The following is a 16,447-nucleotide window of genomic DNA, read 5'->3' on the forward strand; positions in this document are numbered from 1 at the left end:
GGGGTGAAGGCCAAGGACCTGGGCGGGGTTCCGCTGACGTACGACGGCGTGGGGCTGACCCGGGAGCGCACCTCGCCGCCGGGATACCGGGTCGTCGACGAGCGGGTCGCCGTCGGCACGGGGGAAGACGCTTTTCACCGGCTGGCCGAGGGGCTGATGGGGTGGGAAGTTCACCGGCTGGCCGGCCTGCGGGTCGATGCCACGGAACCGAGGGCCGCCGAAGGCGTGGAGGTGGTCTCCGGGTTCGGGGTCGGGCCGCTGCGGCTCGCCATCCCGTGCCGTGTGGTGTGGACGGAACGGACGCCGACCCGGACGGGCTTTGGCTACGGCACGCTGCCCGGGCATCCGGAGTCGGGGGAGGAAGGCTTTGTGGCTGTGCTGGAGGCAAGCGGGCGGGTGGTCTTCGAGGTGTTCGCGTTCAGCCGGCATGCCAACTGGTTCTACCGGGCAGGCGCGCCGGTGGCGGAGGCCGCCCAGCGGCTGGTCACGCGGCGCTATATTGCCGCGGCCCAGGCGCTCGCCGGCGGGCCGGCCCGCTGACCCCCCCCCTCATGCGGATCCCGCCTCCCCCTGGCGGTGACCCCCCCTCAACCGGACCCCGTCTCCCCAGGCCGGTTACCCCCTCCACTTTTCAAAAAGCGGCCTTTTCAGCGTCGAAAAGGGCGTCAGTTGAGTAGTCGATTTTGCGCATGACAGGATGAAAAGACACCCCAACAGAAGAAAGGCCGATGCCGCGTGATTTTTATTGTGGTCAAGTTCAAGGTCAAGGACGAGTACGCCGACACCTTCCCCGAACTCGTGCGCGAATTCACCGAGGCGACGCGTGCCGAGCCGGGCAACCTGTGGTTCGACTGGTCGCGCAGCGTGGAGGACCCCCATGAGTACGTGCTGGTGGAGGCCTTCCGGGACGACGCGGCCGAAGCACACGTGAAGAGCGACCACTTCAAGAAGGCCATGCAGGAGCAGCCGCAGTACCTGCAGGAAACGCCGCGGATCATCAGCCGCCAGGTCGAGGGCGACGACTGGGACCTGATGGGTGAAATGACCGTCGCCTAGCGGCCCCGGCGGCCGGAGGGGCTGGCAAGCGGCCTGTTCTTCGCCACAATAGGGCGCATGGAACAGTTCACGCCCCGCACCGCCATCGTCACCGGTTCCGACTCCGGCATCGGCCGGGCCACCGCCGTCGCGCTCGCCCGGGCCGGGCTGGACGTCGGGATCACCTGGCACTCGGACGAAGCCGGGGCTGAGGACACGGCGCAGGAGGTCCGCGCGCTCGGCCGCAGCGCCGCCGTCGCCCAATTGGACACCACGCATCTGCCCGGCTGCGGCGACGTGGTCGATTCGCTCGCGGAGCAGCTCGGCGGGCTGGACGTGTTCGTCAACAACTCCGGCACCGGCGCCTCGGAGCCGTTCCTGGAGCTGGACTACGAGACGTGGCGGAGAGTGGTCGCCACCGACCTGGACGGCGCGTTCGTGTGCATGCAGCGCGCCGCGCGGCGGATGGCGGCTGCCGGCCGCGGCGGCCGGATCATCGCGGTCACGAGCGTGCACGAGCACCAGCCGATGATCGGGGCCGCCCCGTACGACGCCGCAAAGCACGGCCTCGGCGGGCTGGTCAAGAACATGGCGCTCGAGCTCGGCCGGCGCGGCATCACGGTCAACTCCGTCGCGCCGGGCGAGATCGCCACCGCCATGACCGGCAACGAGGACGAAGACCCGCACCGCATCGACCGCCCCGGCATCCCGCTGGCCCGGCCCGGCGACGCCCGCGAGGTCGCCGCCGTGATCGCCTTCCTCGCGTCGGCCGAAGCCGGCTACGTCACCGGGGCGTCGTGGGTGGTGGACGGCGGCATGCTGCAGATGGGGCCGCAGGCCGGGGCGGCCGTGACCGGCCACGACTGGCGCACCTTGTAGCCGCAACCGCCCGGACCACCGCCGTCGTTGGTTAGTTGGCGGCGATCCGCTCCGTGGAGCCGCGCACAATCAGCGAGGCCTCCAGGGTGAGCTGGGGTTGCTCGAGGTCGCGGCCTTCGATCAGGCCACGCAGCTGTTCGCCGGCCGCGAGGCCCAGGCGGGCGGCGGGAAGGTGGACGCTGGTGAGGCCGGGGTTGCTGGTGGCGGAGTAGGGCAGGTCGTCGAAGCCGGCGACGGCGAGTTCGTCCGGGATCCGCACGCCGGCAACGCGCGCTTGCTGCAGCACGCCGTACGCGTGGGTATCGGTGGCGCAGACGAGGGCGGTGACACCAGCTTGCTGCCACCCGGGCCAGGCGGCGGCAAACGCGTCGGCCGACGCGCCGACGTCGATCGTGGTGCTGATCAGGTGGGCGGGGTCCGCGGCCATCCCGCGCGCGGCCGCCTCCTTCAGGAAGGCCGTCCGGCGAATGGCGAAGGTGGCTGTGCCGGTCACGCTGTCCAGGTACGCTACCCGCTGGTGGCCGGAGGCGGCCAGATGCGCCGCGAGTTCGCGGGCGCCGTGGGTCACGTCGAGGTTGACGGACGGCGCATAAGCCTCCAGCCCGGGCGCGTCGAGCAGCACCAGGGGGCCCGAAGCGGAGAGGTCCTCGAGGAAGGCGGCATCGGGGGCATCCACCAGCAGGCCTGCCGGGCGCAGGGCGAGGAGCCGGCGGATGTCATCCGCGCGGGGAAATTCGCCGGCTTCGGTGACGGAGAGCAGCAGCTGGAAGTCCGCGCCGAGGGATTCCCGGACGCCGGCAACGACCTTGGCGAAGAACGGGTTGGAAATGTCCGGCGCCACCAGAACCACAATGGAGCTGACCCCCTTGGCCAGCGAACTGCCCACGCTGTCCACCACGTATCCGAGTTCGGCGATGGCCTGGCTGACCCGGGAGATGTTGTCCGCGGACACCCGCCCGCGCGTCTTGCCGTTGGCCACCAAGGAAACCGTCGCAGGGGAGACGCCGGCGCGTGCCGCCACCATCGCCGCGGTCACTCGCCGACCGACGCGCGGCGGGTGCTGGGGAGGGCGGGCGGAATCCATGAGCCCATGATAAGCGTAATCAAGAGTCACATGGCATCAAGCGCTTGACGCGCGTTTACGTCAAGCGTTTGACGTGGACCGGAAGGGGGTGTCACACTTCCTGTGACCAAATTCCCGCTGCGGCGGGCCCCGATGACGTGGAGAGAAAACATGGACGCCACTTCCGCGACGCCCGGACCGAAGAAGATCATCCTGGACTGCGATCCGGGGCACGACGACGCCGTGGCGCTGCTCCTGGCCCACGGCAACCCGGACATCGAACTGCTCGCCGTGACCACCGTTGTCGGCAACCAGACCCTGGCAAAGGTCACCAAGAACGCCCTGGCCGTGGGGACGATCGCCGGCATCACCGGTGTCCCGTTCGCCGCCGGCTGCGACCGGCCGCTGGTGCGCACCATCGAAACCGCGCCGGACATCCATGGCGAGTCCGGCATGGACGGCCCCGCGCAGCCGGAGTCCGCCATTGAACTGGACCCGCGACACGCCGTTGATCTCATCATCGACACGGTCATGGCGCACGAACCGGGCACCGTAACCCTGGTCCCGACCGGCGGCCTGACCAACATCGCGATGGCCGCCCGCAAGGAACCGCGCATCGTCGAGCGGGTCAAGGAAGTCGTGCTGATGGGCGGCGGTTACCACGTGGGCAACTGGTCGGCCGTGGCCGAATTCAACATCATGATCGACCCCGAGGCCGCCCACATCGTCTTCAACGAGAAGTGGCCCCTGGTCATGGTGGGACTGGACCTCACGCACCAGGCGCTGGCCACCCCCGACGTCGTCGAGCAGATCGAAGCCGTCGGCACCGGTCCGGCCCGCTTTGTCCGCGAACTGATGGACTTTTTCGCCCAAACCTACAAGGACGCACAGGGCTTCGACTACCCGCCGGTCCACGATCCGTGCGCCGTCGCCTACGTCATCGACCCCACGGTGATGACAACCCGCAAGGTGCCGGTAGACATCGAACTGCAGGGCAAGCTGACCCTCGGCATGACCGTCGCCGACTTCCGCGCCCCCGCACCGGCCGACTGCCACACCTCCGTGGCCGTGGACCTGGACCGCACCAAGTTCTGGAACCTGGTGACCGATGCGCTGGTCCGCATCGGCGAGGTAGAGATTGGGACCGCCACCACAACGACGACGGCGGCGCCCGCCTCCGCGGCGCCCGAGACGGCGACCCCCGAGACGTTCGGGATGGCAGCGAAATGAGCGCAGTTCTCCACGAAGCCAAGACGACCCGCGGCGGCACCACCGCCCTGATGGTCGCCCTGCTGACGGCCTGCGTTGCCTTCCAGCTCAATGCCTCCATGCTCAGCCCCGCCCTGGTCACGATGGGGGAGGAACTGCAGACAGACCAGGCCTCGATCGGCCTGTCCCAGACCTGGTTCTTCACCACCGCGGCGCTGTTCTCCCTGTTCCTGCCCCGGCTGAGCGATATTGTCGGCCGCAAGAAGATCCTCATCGGGATGATGCTGCTGACGGCGGCTGGCTCCGTGATCGCGGCGCTGGCCCCGGACGTTACGTGGCTCTTCGTGGGCCGGATCATCCAGGGCGCCAGCGGCCCCACCGTGCCGCTGTGCCTCATCATGCTGCGCACCGCCGTGTCCAACCCGCGCACCTACGGCACGCTGATGGGCGTCATCCTCGCGGTCAACGGCGGCGTGGCCGGCGTCGATGCCTTCCTCGGCGGCTACATGGCCGAGCACTACGGCTTCCGCAGCATCTTCTGGTTCATGGTGGTGCTCGCCGTGATCGCCGCGGTTCTCGTCGCCGTCCTGACGCCCGAGAGCAAGCCGCAGGCCGGGACGCGCATGGACTGGACCGGCGTCGTCTTTATTGTTGTTGCAGTCGGCGCCCTGCTCACCGCGCTGAACGAGGCCGCCAAGCTGGTCGGCGGGTTCTCCACGGGGACCCTGATCCTCTCGCTGGTGTTGATCGCCGTGGCCGCCGCAGCGTTCGCCGCCTTCTGGGTCACCGAAAAGCGTGCGAAGGAGCCGATGGTCGAGATTGTCCATCTGCGCCAGCGCTCCACGTGGGCGCCGCTGCTGACCACGATCCTGACCATGACCGGCATCTTCGCCGTCATCAACGGGATCGTCCCCGCCTACGTTCAGGCTGCCGCTCCCGGCTTCGGCATCGGCCCCACTGAAACGGCGCTGCTCATCCTGACCCCCTACGCGCTGCTGGGCTGGGTCTTCGGCCCGATCAGCGGGCGGCTCGCCCCGGTACTCGGCTACAACAATGTGCTGCGCATCGGCATGATCGGCAGCATCGTCTCCCTGGTGATCATCGTGCTGTTCGGCCTGGACAGCCTGCCGGTGATGGTCGCAGCCACTGCTCTGCTCGGCATCATGTACGCCGGCACCGCGAACATCATGCTCAACGGGCTCGGCGTGGTGCTCTCGCCCCCGGGCAACCCCGGCTTCCTCCCGGGCATGAACGCCGGAGCCTTTAACCTCGGCGCCGGGCTGAGCTTCCTGGTGCTGCCGGCGGTGCTCGTGGGCACCTCGGCGCTGGGCGACCGCGGTTCGTACCTCACGGCTGTGGTGGTCGGCCTGGTCATCACGGTCGCGGCCTTCGCCGCCTCGCTGCTGATCCCCAAGCCCGTCGATGCCGAGGTGGGAAAGTGAGTCCGCAGGCGGGACGCATCGTCGTCGTTGGTTCACTGAACGCGGACCTGACCATCTACACCGAGCGGCTGCCCCATCCCGGCGAAACGCTCCGTGGCGAAGGCTTTACGGTGAACCCGGGCGGCAAGAGCGCCAACCAAGCCGTGGCCGCTGGGCGGCTAGGCGGTAACGTCGCCCTGATCGGCGCCGTGGGCGAGGACTCCAACGGGGACATGCTGCTGGCCTCCGTTGCAGGGGCCGGCGTGGACGTTTCCCGCGTGCGCCGCGCCGCCGACGTCGAGACCGGCGTCGCGGTCATCACCGTTGACGCCGCGGGGGAGAACAGCATCGTCATTTCCCCCGGCGCCAACGGCACCGTAATTCCAGATGACGTAGCCGCAGCCGGCGGCGTCTTCGATGGCGCCGCCGTGGTTTGCCTCTGCCTCGAGGTCGGCCTGGACGTCGTGGAGACGGCAGCAAGATCGGGGCACGACGCCGGAGCAACAGTGCTGCTCAACCTCTCGCCTTACGCGCCCGTGCCGCGTAGCCTGGCCGAACTGACCGACGTCCTGCTGGTCAACGCGCACGAGGCTTCGCAGTTCCTTGGCGGCGCCGAAATGCCCTGCGCCGATGCCGCAGTTGCCGACTGGGAGCAGGTGCGCTTGAAGTTTGCGGCGCAGGGGCTGGACCGCGCCGTGGTCACCCTGGGCGCCGACGGCTCCATCGTGCTGGATTCGCATGCCGAGGAGGGGCGCCGTTTCACCCGGATCGCCCCCACCAAGGTTGACGCCGTGGACACCACCGGCGCCGGCGACGCCTTCACCGGGTCTCTCGCGGCACGGCTTGCCGCAGGGGAGACCCTGGCCGAGGCGGCGGCGTTCGCTTCGGTCGCTGCCGCTCTGGCTGCCACGAAGAAGGGAACCCAGGCCGCGTATCCGCGGCTGGCAGACGTGGAGCGTCTGCGGGGCGCCTGACGGCACCTTCTCCGCGCCCCGCGGGCACGGCCTATCTCGTCGCTGCCGATGACGGCCGGGTCAATCAGCAGTCACGGCGCCGGTTCGTAGCCGACGAGCCAGTGAAGTCCGTGACGATCGATCACCTGGCCGTCGGAGGCGCCCCACGGCTTCGGTGCCAGGGGATCGACCACCCGGCCGCCGACGGCGAGCTTGTCGAACCATTCGTGAAGCACCTCGGGTTCGGCCGTCCCGAGTAAGGAGAGCATGACGCCCTCGAGCCGGAGGCTCTTCTCGCCGGGTGCCGCATCCGATCCGGCCAGGGCGACCACGCCGTTGAGCATGCCGTGGGCTATGTGCCCCGGCGGTCCCGCGCTGTTGCCGAAGTCCTCATTGGTGTGCAGGGAAAGCTCTCCGCCAAAGATATCTGCGTAGAAGCCCAGTGCTTCCCGGGCGGTGCCGGGGAAACTGATGTAGATCTGTGGTGCCGTCATGGGCACAGCCTACAGATACGGATTGCCGGCCTCCGTGATGGCCGGTCCTCGAGGGGAAGACGAAGAGGGATGTTCCCTGCACCGCGGTGCGGGAAACATCCCTCTTTCGCTCGCCCTCAGGAAGGGCGGAAACTACCCGAAGTACTTCGGCAGAGTGCCCTCGTGGGCTTCCTTCAGCTCGGCGAGCGGCACGGAGAACTCGCTCTGGAAGTCCAGCGCGCCGTTCTCGGTGTCCACCACGCCGATGCGCATGAACGGGAAGCCCCGCGCGCCGCACATGTCCTTGAAACGGACCTCTTCGCTGCGCGCCACGGACACGACGGCGCGTGCCTGCGACTCGCTGAACAACAGCGTGAACAGGTCCACGCCGTCGCGTTCGCAGACCTCGCCCAGGCCGATCCGGGCGCCGACGCCGAAGCGCAGGGCCATCTCGGACAGGGCAGCGGCCAGGCCGCCTTCGGAGAGGTCGTGGGCGGCGTCGATCATGCCGTCGCGGGAGGCGTTGATCAGCAGCTCGCCCAGCAGCTTCTCGGCCGCCAGGTCCACAACCGGGGGCTTGCCGCCCAGGTGTCCGCGCAGGTTGGCCCATTCTGAGCCGTCCAGCTCGTCGCGGGTGGTGCCCATCAGGTAGATCGCCTGGCCGTCCTCGCGCCAGCCGGACGGGGTGCGGCGGCCGACGTCGTCGAGCTTGCCGAGCATCGCCACGACGGGAGTCGGGTGGATCGGGGTGTTGCCGGTCTGGTTGTACAGCGACACGTTGCCGCCGGTGACCGGGACGCCCAGTTCCATGCAGCCGTCGGAAAGACCGCGGATCGCTTCGGCCAGCTGCCACATGACGTCCGGGTCTTCCGGGGAGCCGAAGTTCAGGCAGTCGGACACCGCCATCGGGATGGCTCCCACGGTTGCGACGTTCCGGTAGGCCTCGGCCAGGGCCAGTTGCGCTCCCTGGTAGGGATCCAGGTAGGTGTAGCGGCCGTTGGCGTCGGTGGCCAGGGCAACCCCGAGCCCGGTCTCCTCGTCCACCCGGACCACGCCGGCGTCGTCGGGCATGGCCAGCGCAGTATTGCCGCCCACGTAGCGGTCGTACTGGTTGGTCACCCAGTCCTTAGAGCACATGTTCGGGGACGCCATCAGTTCCAGCACGGCCGCCTTGAGGTCCTCGGCGCCGGCCGGGGGGTTGGCGCCGGCGGCGGAGGCCCGGAAGGTGTCGGCCTGGAGCTCGTCCTGCCATTCCGGGCGGGCGTAGGGGCGGTTGTAGACCGGGCCGTCGTGGGCCACGGTGCGCGGGTCGACGTCGACGATGGTCTCGCCGTCCCACTTGATCACCAGGCGGCCGGTGTCGGTGACCTCGCCGAGCCAGGAGTATTCCACGGCCCACTTGGCCATGACGGCCTCGAACGCCTCGACGTTTTCGGGGGCGACGACCGCCATCATGCGTTCCTGCGACTCGGACATCAGGATTTCGCCCGGCGTCAGGGTCGGGTCGCGCAGCAGCACCGAGGTCAGCTCGACGTCCATGCCGCCGTCGCCGTTGGATGCCAGTTCCGAGGTGGCGCAGGAAATGCCCGCGGCCCCCAGGTCCTGGATGCCCTCGACCAGCGAGCCCTTGAACAGTTCCAGGCAGCACTCGATGAGCACCTTCTCCGCGAACGGGTCGCCGACCTGGACCGCGGGGCGCTTGGAGGGCTTGGTGTCGTCGAAGGACTCCGAGGACAGGATGGAGGCGCCGCCGATGCCGTCGCCGCCGGTGCGCGCGCCGAACAGCACCACCTTGTTGCCCTTGCCGGAGGCGTTGGCGAGCCGGATGTCCTCGTGGCGCATGACGCCCACGGCCAGGGCGTTCACCAGCGGGTTGCCCTGGTAGACGGAGTCGAAGACGACCTCGCCGCCGACATTCGGCAGGCCCAGCGAGTTGCCGTAGCCGCCGATGCCGGCGACCGCACCGTGGACCACGCGGGCGGTGTCCGGGTGGCCGATCGCGCCGAAGCGAAGCGGGTCCATCACGGCCACGGGGCGTGCGCCCATCGAGATGATGTCGCGGACGATGCCGCCGATGCCGGTCGCGGCGCCCTGGTACGGCTCGACCATGGTGGGCGAGTTGTGCGACTCGATCTTGAAGGTCACGGCCCAGCCGTCACCCAGGTCCGTCACGCCGGCGTTCTCGCCGATGCCCACCAGCATGTGCTTCTTCATGTCCTCGGTGACCTTGTCGCCGAACTGGCGCAGGTGGACCTTGGAAGACTTGTAGGAGCAGTGCTCGGACCACATCACCGAGTACATGGCCAGTTCGGCGGCGGTCGGGCGGCGGCCCAGCACCTTGACGACCTCGTCGAACTCGTTGCGCTTCAGACCCAGCTCGGCCCAGGGCAACTCGGTGTCCGGGGTCTGCGCGGCATGCTCCACGGTGTCGATGTTGAATTGACGCCCCTCGGCGCGTTCGACGGCGTCGGCCGCCCCGCCGTAGCTCTGCACGTGCTCATTGCGTGCCTCGGCCTCGGTTTCCAGGCGGGTATCGACTGATGCGGTGGTCGGATTGGTTTCGGTCATTTACTTGGCACCTGCCACAATCTTCGTCAAAACGGAGGTGAAAATTCCCAGGCCGTCGGTGCCGCCGCGCAGCCCGACGTCGCCGAAGGCGGAAGAGTCCGGGCCGAAGCCGGCCTCCACGGCGTGTTCGGGGTGCGGCATCAGGCCCACCACGTTGCCCGCGGCGTTGGTGATGCCGGCGATGTCGCGGCGCGACCCGTTCGGGTTCCCGTCCGAATAGCGGAACACCACGCGGTTCTCGGCTTCCAGCTCGTCCAGGGTCTTCTCGTCGGCGACGTACTGGCCGTCCTGGTTCTTCAGCGGCACCACAATCTCGGCGCCAGCCTCGTACTGGCTGGTCCAGGCCGTGGTGTTGTTCTCCACGCGCAGCCTCTGGTCGCGGCAGAGGAAGTGCAGGTGGTTGTTCTTGATCATCGAGCCGGGCAGCAGGTGTGCCTCGGTCAGCACCTGGAAGCCGTTGCAGATGCCCAGCACCGGCAGCGGATCGTGCTGCGCGTTGGCGGCGTCGGCAATCTGGTCCATCAGCGGGGCAAAGCGGGAGATCGCGCCGGCGCGCAGGTAATCGCCGTAGGAGAAGCCGCCGGGGATGATCACGCCGTCCACGCCCTGCAGGTCGTGGTCGCCGTGCCACAGGCTGACCGCGGTGCCGCCGGCAATGCGGACGGCACGGGCCGCGTCGCGGTCGTCCAGGGTGCCGGGGAAGGTGACGACGCCGATGCGCGCGCCGGAGAGGCCTGCGTCGGGGGCGGGAGAGAAGTCGCCGATCAGGGGAGTCTCAGTCATTATTCGCCGGCCCCGATGGTCGCCTCGGTGATGACCTCCACCCGGGTGACGTCTTCGATCACGGGGTTGGAGAGCAGCGTGGCGGCGGCATGCCGGGCCTGTTCGAGGAGTTCCTCGGTCACCTCGCCGTCAACCGTCAGTTCGAAGCGCTTGCCCTGGCGGACTTCACTGAAGCCGGCCAGACCCAGGCGGTTCAGTGCGCCGGCAATGGCCTTGCCCTGCGGATCAAGGATTTCGGGCTTGGGCATGACATCAACAACGATCCGGGGCATCCGGCCACTCCTGTGCTTGGATTGTGCTCTTCAAACGAAGCGAGGCGCGCGGAACTCAGTGCAGTGTCAATCCAACAATTGGTGCCGTCTCACGCTGACCCAGCGCTCCGCGAGCTTGCAGCACCATTCTACCGGCATCGCGGGGTGCTGATTTTACGGGACGACGACGGCGGATCCCGGCAAAACCGTGCCGTCGGCCAGCGGGGCTCGTAGCATGGTCTCCATGACGGAGAAGCCGCAGTCCATGCTGCTGCCCATCTTGGCCGCCGTCGTGCTGGGCGGCCTGGGGCGGATGGTCATCCAAAAGAAGCGCGCAGACCGGCGGACCGCCCGTGCAACACGCCAGGATCTTGACCGCCGGGTGAGCGAAGTCATGCGCGACGGCCGACGCTGACGCCACGGCGACGCTGACCCGGCCGGCCACGACGACGCTGCCCCGGTCGGCAACGGCGCGCTGACCCGGTCGGCACTAAACTTCGCCGGCGCGGCCGCCCAGCAGGGCGGCCATGGCGTTCCACTCGGAGATCTTGCACCCGTCGGTGAGGGAGAAGTGCTTGTTCACCTCGCGGCCGTTGAAGGTGCCGGTGACGTGGGCCTGCTGCGGGCCGCCGTATTGCTGGATGCATAGGCGGTTGGGATCGGGCAGCTCGAAGAAGACCTTGTCCCCGTGCTTGGCCAGCGCCGCGCAAGCACCCTCCGGGTCCCTGACCGTGGAACCTTCGGCGGGACGGGAATCCCGACACACCAACAGTTGCTCAAACCGGGCGGTGCTGTCGGCGGAGGTCAGCATGATGGATAGTTCGGCATCCACGGCCACGCCTTTCTGGTCTTCCTTCGGAGCGGGTTCTGACGGGACGGGTTCCGACGGGGCGGGTCGCGAGGGGGCCGGTCGCGAGGGAGCGGGTACCGTCGGGGGTTCCGAGCGAGCGGTTTCCGACGGGGAAGGGGTCTCGCGGTCGCCCGGGGAAGCTGGAACGGCGATGCCGGGGGAAGGCTGCGGCTGGTCGTTCTGGCCGCAGGCCGCAAGCCAGGGCAGGAAGAGCAGGCAGGAAAGGAGCACCGACGCTTGGCGGCAACGGGCCCGCCGTGTGCTCGGACGCTCCGCCTCAACCGCCATGATCAGTCCTCCGTTCGGATGTTTCCCGGAGCGGTTCGCCGCGCGCCCGCACGGGACGTCGACGAGTACCCCTCCGTCCCGCGGCCCGGGACATCAAGCGCCTGCGGCACGTCCAACGCCTCCAGCTCGTCCAGCGCTTCCAGGAGCCGGCGGCGCAGCGCCTGCGCCTCGTCGGCAAACGCCCGCTGGGCCGCCACGTACTGCGCGCGGCCCTCGGTGGTCTCGATCCTGACCGGTTCGTAGCCCCAGCCCGAGAGGTCGTAGGGCGAGGCCCGCATGTCCAGCTCGCGGATCCGCCAGGATAGCTCGAAGCAGTCCATCACCAGTTCGCTGGGCAGCGCCGGGGCCAACTTGTACGCCCACTTGTACAGGTCCATGTTGGCGTGCAGGCAGCCGGGCTGTTCCATCTGCCGCTGGTTTTCCCGGGTGGGCCGCAGCGTGTTCAGCGGTACGGCCTGCGGCGTGTAGAACCGGAAGGCATCGAAGTGCGAGCAGCTGATCCGGCTGCTGTCCACCACCTGGTCCGTTCCCTCGGCGCCGAGCCGCAGGTCAAGGTAGTCGTGCCGGACGCCGTTGAGCCGTGACTTGTAGGCCATCGCCCACTCGTGCAGCCCGAAGCAGCCGAACCGGGCCGGCCGCGACGCGGCACCGGCGAGGATTTCCCGCGAGAACGCCACCGCGGTTCCCCGCGCCGCAAGGAAGGCTTCGGCGTCGAAGGTGACGGCACCGGCGTCGTGCTCCACACCCGCGGTGCGGGACTCGGCGGGGGTCGGCGCCCGATAGAACTTCCACCCGCGGCGCTCGCCGGCGTCGGCGCCGATCAACACCACGCCCGCGCCGGGATGCCAGCGCGCCAACTGCCCCGGCTTGAGGCTGTAATAGGTGAAGAGGAAGTCTTCCACCGGGTGTTTCAGCCCGGCCGAGCGGCGTTGCAGGTAGGGCTCGGTGAAGCGGCGGGCGCGTTCGCCGTGGGCCCGGGCGCGCGGCAGCCACTGCTCCGGTTCGAGCACCCGGAGCCGGTCGAGGAGAACCTGCCGCACCATGGTTCCATTGTCCCAGCCGCCGCGGCAGATTGGCACCCGGCTTATAGCACCGCCGGCCCCGGCAGGGAAGTACGAGCAGGCAATTTCCGCCATGCCGCACCCAAGAAGGGTGAAACGGTTCTTTCAGACCTTCGGGTGCGGTACTTTGATCCCACAGACGCACCAATGTGGCTGTTGTCACAGTTGGGGATGGGGCCGGCCTCGCACGCCGGGAAAATCCAATACCCTGCGGGCCGTACGGCCTGCAGGATAGGCATTCGGCTGCGTCTGCGGGCCGACCAAAGCGGTCGGGTCCACCGGATGAAAGGCATTTCCTTCTCATGACACAGCAAAGCAGCAGCTTTGTGCACCGGCAGGGATTGCGCTCTGCCGCGGCACTCGCACTGGGGATACCGCTGATCCTCTCCGGGCTCGCCGGCCCGGCGGGGGCCGCACCCGCCGACCTTGCCCGCACCATCAGCTCGAATCCGGATGGCCAGCAGGCCGTTTACGAGGACGGCCGCTACATCGTGATGCTCTCCGGCGATCCGCTGGCCACCTACGAGGGCGGGGTGTCCGGCATCGCGGCAACGAAGCCCGCGCCGGGCGAAAAGCTGGACGGGCACAGCGCCAACGCCAAAAAGTACCGGGCCCACCTGCAGGAGCAGCAGAACGACGTCGCCGCCTCCCAGGGCGTGAAGATCGGGAAGAGCTTCACGACGGCCGTGAACGGCTTCGCGGCGGAGCTGACCGGACTGCAGGCCGCCGAGCTGGCCAAGAAGCCCGGCGTGGCGGCGGTAGCTCCGGACGAGCAGCACCACCCGGACTACTCCAGCACCGATTTCCTGGACCTGCCCGGCGGAAACGGTGTCTGGGCCGAACAGTATGGCGGCGAGCAGAACGCCGGCAAGGGAACCGTGGTCGGCGTGATCGACACCGGCTATTACCCGGACAGCAACTTCCTGGCCGGCGAAGAGGTCAAGCCGCTGACCGGCAAGGCCAAGGTCGGCGAACCGTACCTGACGCCGGATGGCAAGATCGCCATGCTCAAGGCAGACGGCAGCACGTTCCTGGGCGAATGCCAGCCGGGCCAGGAAGGCTCCGGCTTCGACGGCACCGAATGCAACTCCAAGGTGCTCAGCGCCCGCTACTACGCCGACGACTTCCTGGCCTACGTGCCGCCGGGAGACAGGCACCCGCAGGAGTCCATCTCCCCTCTGGACATCGCCAGCCACGGCACCCACACCGCCACCACGGCCGCCGGTAACAGCGGCGTGACGCAGACCGTTGACGGCCGCGACTTCGGCACCGGCAACGGCGTGGCGCCGGCCGCCAAGGTTGCCGTCTACAAGATCTGCTGGGAGGACAACGACGACGCCACCGGCGGCTGCTACACCTCGGCCTCCGTGTCCGCGATCGAGCAGGCCATCCTCGACGGCGTCGACGTGCTCAACTACTCCATCTCCGGCAACAACAACTCGGTGCTGGACCCGGTGTCGGTGGCGTTCCTGAGCGCGGCCGAAGTGGGCATCTTCGTCTCCGCCTCCGCCGGCAACTCGGGCCCGGCTCCCGCCACCGTCAACCACAGCGCGCCCTGGGTAACCACGGTGGCGGCCAGCACGTTCTCCAACGAACTGCAGGGCACCGTGGAACTTTCGGACGGCACCAAGTACCGCGGCACGTCCATCATGAACCGCGAAGTTCCGCAGACGGCGCTGATCCTTTCCGCGCAGGCGGGGGCCACCGGCGCCACCGCGGACGAGGCACGGTTGTGCTACCCCGGCAAGCTCGATCCGGCCAAGGTCGACGGCAAGATCGTCATCTGCGACCGCGGCGTGATCGCCCGTGCGGACAAGTCGGTGGCCGTCGAGCAGGCCAGCGGTGTCGGCATGGTGCTTGTCAACGTGGCACCCGGGTCGCTCGACCTGGACCTGCACGCCGTCCCCACCGTGCACATCGACGACCCGTCCATCAAGGACAAGGTTGCCGCGGACCCGTCGCTGACCGCGGCGCTGCGCGACCGTGACACCACGGGGCTGCCGCAGAGCCCGGTCCCGCAGGTCGCCGAGTTCTCCTCGCGCGGTCCGTCCACGGCGGTGGACTCGAACCTGCTGAAGCCGGACGTTGCGGCCCCGGGTGTGAACGTGCTCGCCGGAGTTTCCCCGGTGGTTGGCGGCGAGACCAGCGGCTTCATGTCCGGCACCTCAATGGCCGCGCCGCACGTGGCAGGCCTCGGCGCGCTGCTGCTGGCCAAGAACCCCAAGTGGTCCCCGGCCACCGTGAAGTCGGCGATGATGACCACCGCCGGCGACCTGGTTACCGAGGACGGCTCGGTGAACGAAGACCGCTTCGCCACCGGCGCCGGCCACGTGGATACCGCCCGGATGGGCGATCCCGGCCTGGCCTACGATGCCGATATCAACGACTGGCTCGGCTTCATTCAGGGCACCGGCCTGGACCTGGGCCTGAAGAAGCGGGACACCGTCGAGTCCAAGGACATCAACGTTCCCTCGTTCGCCCTCGGGAAGCTGGCCGGCAAGGTCACCGTGGAGCGCACGCTCACCGCCTTGAAGCCCGGCACCTACACGGTGGACGTGGACCTGCCGGGCGTGAACGTGAAGGTCTCGCCCTCGAAGCTGACCTTCAAGAAGGCCGGCCAGGAACGCTCGTTCAAGGTCACCTTCGAAAACGCGGATGCCCCGCTGGATCAGTTCACCATGGGCGAGCTGGTCTGGACGGAAGAGGCCAAGGGCTCCGGCGGGCAGCACGCGGTCGCCTCGCCCATCGCCGTCCGGCCGGTCACCGCGGTGGCACCCGCCAGCGTGGCGTTCGCTTCCGACGGCGGCGACGGCACCGGCACGATCGAGGTCACCTCGGGCACCAACTCGCCGATCGACCTCGCGGTCGAGGGCCTGGCCAAGGCCAACGCCACTGCGGTGGAGAAGGTCCCCGGCCAGCCCGCCGTGATCGGTTCCAACGGCAGCACCGGATTCGCCCCGCAGGCGGTGCCGGCAGGTGCCACACTGGCGCAGTTCTCCATCACCGCGGCCGACCCGGGGGCAGACTGGGATCTGTACGTCTACACCCCCGCCGGCACCGTGATCTCGGCGGCCACGGCGTCGGCGAGCGAGTCCCTGGCCATCAACAATCCGGCGCCGGGCACGTACTATGCCATCGCGCACCTGTACAGCAGCCCGGACGGCAAGGTCAGCAAGGGAACCATCGACACGGTGGCGCTGAGCGGTGACGCCGGCAACCTGGCGGTCAGCCCGGACCCGCTGCAGCTGGCCAACGGCGAGACCGGCACGGTAACCGCCACCTGGTCCGGCCTGGCAGCCGGCAGCTGGGTGGGCCTGGTCAAGTTCGGCGACGGCGCGGCCACGGCGGTGACGGTAAACGTCTCCGGTAACGGTGCCGCGGCGCAGGCGCCGGCAGCTGAAGGTGCGGCCGTGATAGTCGACGGCAGTGCCTCGCCGCAGCCCGGGCAGCGCTCCGGCCGCTAACGGCGTCGGCGGTCCTGGCCGCTGACAACACCTGAACAAGCGGGAGGGGGGGGGGGGGGGGCCACCCCCCCCCCCCCCCCCGCCGCCCCCCCGCGCCCCCCGCACCGCGCAGACCCGGAGCCCCACCGCCGACCAGCCCCACCACCCCC

The 16,447-nt window shown here is 69.0% G+C and carries 15 protein-coding genes; 8 read left to right on the forward strand and 7 right to left on the reverse strand.

Annotated features, from left to right (window positions below; translation table 11 throughout):
- Window positions 1-3 precede the first annotated feature (3 nt).
- The 3 genes from AC5RVZ_RS31290 to AC5RVZ_RS31300 all read left to right on the forward strand — a co-directional run bounded on the left by AC5RVZ_RS31290 (window position 4) and on the right by AC5RVZ_RS31300 (window position 1,914).
- Complete coding sequence (locus AC5RVZ_RS31290) at window positions 4-540, forward strand: DUF1990 domain-containing protein (protein ID WP_494069494.1); 537 nt, start codon at window positions 4-6, stop codon at window positions 538-540.
- A gap of 195 nt (window positions 541-735) precedes the next feature.
- Window positions 736-1,056, forward strand: coding sequence for a putative quinol monooxygenase (locus tag AC5RVZ_RS31295; RefSeq protein ID WP_494069495.1), 321 nt, complete (start codon window positions 736-738; stop codon window positions 1,054-1,056).
- A gap of 57 nt (window positions 1,057-1,113) precedes the next feature.
- Window positions 1,114-1,914 carry an SDR family oxidoreductase gene (locus AC5RVZ_RS31300; RefSeq protein WP_494069496.1) on the forward strand — a complete coding sequence of 267 codons (801 nt, stop codon included), beginning with the start codon at window positions 1,114-1,116 and terminating at the stop codon, window positions 1,912-1,914.
- A gap of 31 nt (window positions 1,915-1,945) precedes the next feature.
- Here AC5RVZ_RS31300 and AC5RVZ_RS31305 read toward each other — a convergent pair whose 3' ends face one another.
- Entirely contained in the window at window positions 1,946-2,938 is a 993-nt protein-coding gene (locus tag AC5RVZ_RS31305) for a LacI family DNA-binding transcriptional regulator (RefSeq protein ID WP_494069509.1), read from the reverse strand.
- A 210-nt stretch (window positions 2,939-3,148) separates the two neighbouring features.
- Here AC5RVZ_RS31305 and uriH point away from each other — a divergent pair, with 210 nt between their 5' ends.
- From uriH to AC5RVZ_RS31320, 3 genes are read left to right on the forward strand one after another with little or no spacing between them, the layout of a single operon-like run.
- Complete coding sequence (gene uriH, locus AC5RVZ_RS31310) at window positions 3,149-4,207, forward strand: uridine-preferring nucleoside hydrolase UriH (RefSeq protein ID WP_494069497.1); 1,059 nt, start codon at window positions 3,149-3,151, stop codon at window positions 4,205-4,207.
- Window positions 4,204-5,628, forward strand: coding sequence for a uridine transporter UriT (gene uriT / locus AC5RVZ_RS31315; protein ID WP_494069498.1), 1,425 nt, complete (start codon window positions 4,204-4,206; stop codon window positions 5,626-5,628). The genes uriH and uriT overlap by 4 nt, the downstream gene beginning before the upstream one ends.
- Entirely contained in the window at window positions 5,625-6,581 is a 957-nt protein-coding gene (locus AC5RVZ_RS31320) for a ribokinase (RefSeq protein WP_494069499.1), read from the forward strand. The genes uriT and AC5RVZ_RS31320 overlap by 4 nt, the downstream gene beginning before the upstream one ends.
- 71 nt (window positions 6,582-6,652) lie before the next feature.
- Here the strand turns inward: AC5RVZ_RS31320 and AC5RVZ_RS31325 are convergent, their stop codons facing one another.
- From AC5RVZ_RS31325 to purS, 4 genes are all read right to left on the reverse strand, one after another.
- A complete protein-coding gene (locus AC5RVZ_RS31325) occupies window positions 6,653-7,054 on the reverse strand; it encodes a VOC family protein (protein WP_494069500.1) in 402 nt (133 codons plus the stop codon).
- A gap of 132 nt (window positions 7,055-7,186) precedes the next feature.
- On the reverse strand, window positions 7,187-9,601 hold the full coding sequence (purL, locus tag AC5RVZ_RS31330) for a phosphoribosylformylglycinamidine synthase subunit PurL (protein ID WP_494069501.1): 2,415 nt from the start codon (window positions 9,599-9,601) through the stop codon (window positions 7,187-7,189).
- Complete coding sequence (purQ, locus tag AC5RVZ_RS31335; RefSeq protein WP_494069502.1) at window positions 9,602-10,384, reverse strand: phosphoribosylformylglycinamidine synthase subunit PurQ; 783 nt, start codon at window positions 10,382-10,384, stop codon at window positions 9,602-9,604.
- The gene (gene purS, locus AC5RVZ_RS31340; protein WP_494002056.1) at window positions 10,384-10,656 is read right to left on the reverse strand and encodes a phosphoribosylformylglycinamidine synthase subunit PurS; all 273 of its coding nucleotides are present in this window, start codon (window positions 10,654-10,656) and stop codon (window positions 10,384-10,386) included. Before purS ends, purQ begins: the two co-directional genes overlap by 1 nt.
- A 223-nt stretch (window positions 10,657-10,879) precedes the next feature.
- Between purS and AC5RVZ_RS31345 the strand changes: the two genes are divergently transcribed.
- The gene (locus AC5RVZ_RS31345) at window positions 10,880-11,050 is read left to right on the forward strand and encodes a hypothetical protein (protein ID WP_494069503.1); all 171 of its coding nucleotides are present in this window, start codon (window positions 10,880-10,882) and stop codon (window positions 11,048-11,050) included.
- A gap of 75 nt (window positions 11,051-11,125) precedes the next feature.
- Here AC5RVZ_RS31345 and AC5RVZ_RS31350 read toward each other — a convergent pair whose 3' ends face one another.
- Both AC5RVZ_RS31350 and AC5RVZ_RS31355 read right to left on the reverse strand, forming a co-directional pair.
- Window positions 11,126-11,473: a serine protease inhibitor gene (locus AC5RVZ_RS31350; RefSeq protein WP_494069504.1), complete on the reverse strand. Its 348-nt coding sequence runs from the start codon at window positions 11,471-11,473 to the stop codon at window positions 11,126-11,128.
- Window positions 11,474-11,775: 302 nt separating this feature from the next.
- On the reverse strand, window positions 11,776-12,816 hold the full coding sequence (locus tag AC5RVZ_RS31355; RefSeq protein WP_494069505.1) for a 3-methyladenine DNA glycosylase: 1,041 nt from the start codon (window positions 12,814-12,816) through the stop codon (window positions 11,776-11,778).
- Window positions 12,817-13,136: 320 nt separating this feature from the next.
- On the opposite strand from AC5RVZ_RS31355, the gene AC5RVZ_RS31360 reads away from it, so the two are divergent.
- On the forward strand, window positions 13,137-16,298 hold the full coding sequence (locus tag AC5RVZ_RS31360) for a S8 family peptidase (protein ID WP_494069506.1): 3,162 nt from the start codon (window positions 13,137-13,139) through the stop codon (window positions 16,296-16,298).
- Window positions 16,299-16,447: the final 149 nt, after the last annotated feature.

It is taken from the genome of Arthrobacter sp. Cza30 (assembly GCF_059090765.1).

Bases quoted from the DNA above. Each gene is read 5' to 3' on its own strand.
- AC5RVZ_RS31300 (WP_494069496.1), top strand. From the start codon at position 1,114: ATGGAACAGTTCACGCCCCGCACCGCCATCGTCACCGGTTCCGACTCC.
- AC5RVZ_RS31305 (WP_494069509.1), bottom strand. From the start codon at position 2,938: ATGGTGGCGGCACGCGCCGGCGTCTCCCCTGCGACGGTTTCCTTGGTG.
- uriH (WP_494069497.1), top strand. From the start codon at position 3,149: ATGGACGCCACTTCCGCGACGCCCGGACCGAAGAAGATCATCCTGGAC.
- uriT (WP_494069498.1), top strand. From the start codon at position 4,204: ATGAGCGCAGTTCTCCACGAAGCCAAGACGACCCGCGGCGGCACCACC.
- AC5RVZ_RS31325 (WP_494069500.1), bottom strand. From the start codon at position 7,054: ATGACGGCACCACAGATCTACATCAGTTTCCCCGGCACCGCCCGGGAA.
- purL (WP_494069501.1), bottom strand. From the start codon at position 9,601: ATGACCGAAACCAATCCGACCACCGCATCAGTCGATACCCGCCTGGAA.
- purQ (WP_494069502.1), bottom strand. From the start codon at position 10,384: ATGACTGAGACTCCCCTGATCGGCGACTTCTCTCCCGCCCCCGACGCA.
- purS (WP_494002056.1), bottom strand. From the start codon at position 10,656: ATGCCCCGGATCGTTGTTGATGTCATGCCCAAGCCCGAAATCCTTGAT.
- AC5RVZ_RS31345 (WP_494069503.1), top strand. From the start codon at position 10,880: ATGACGGAGAAGCCGCAGTCCATGCTGCTGCCCATCTTGGCCGCCGTC.
- AC5RVZ_RS31355 (WP_494069505.1), bottom strand. From the start codon at position 12,816: ATGGTGCGGCAGGTTCTCCTCGACCGGCTCCGGGTGCTCGAACCGGAG.
- AC5RVZ_RS31360 (WP_494069506.1), top strand. From the start codon at position 13,137: ATGACACAGCAAAGCAGCAGCTTTGTGCACCGGCAGGGATTGCGCTCT.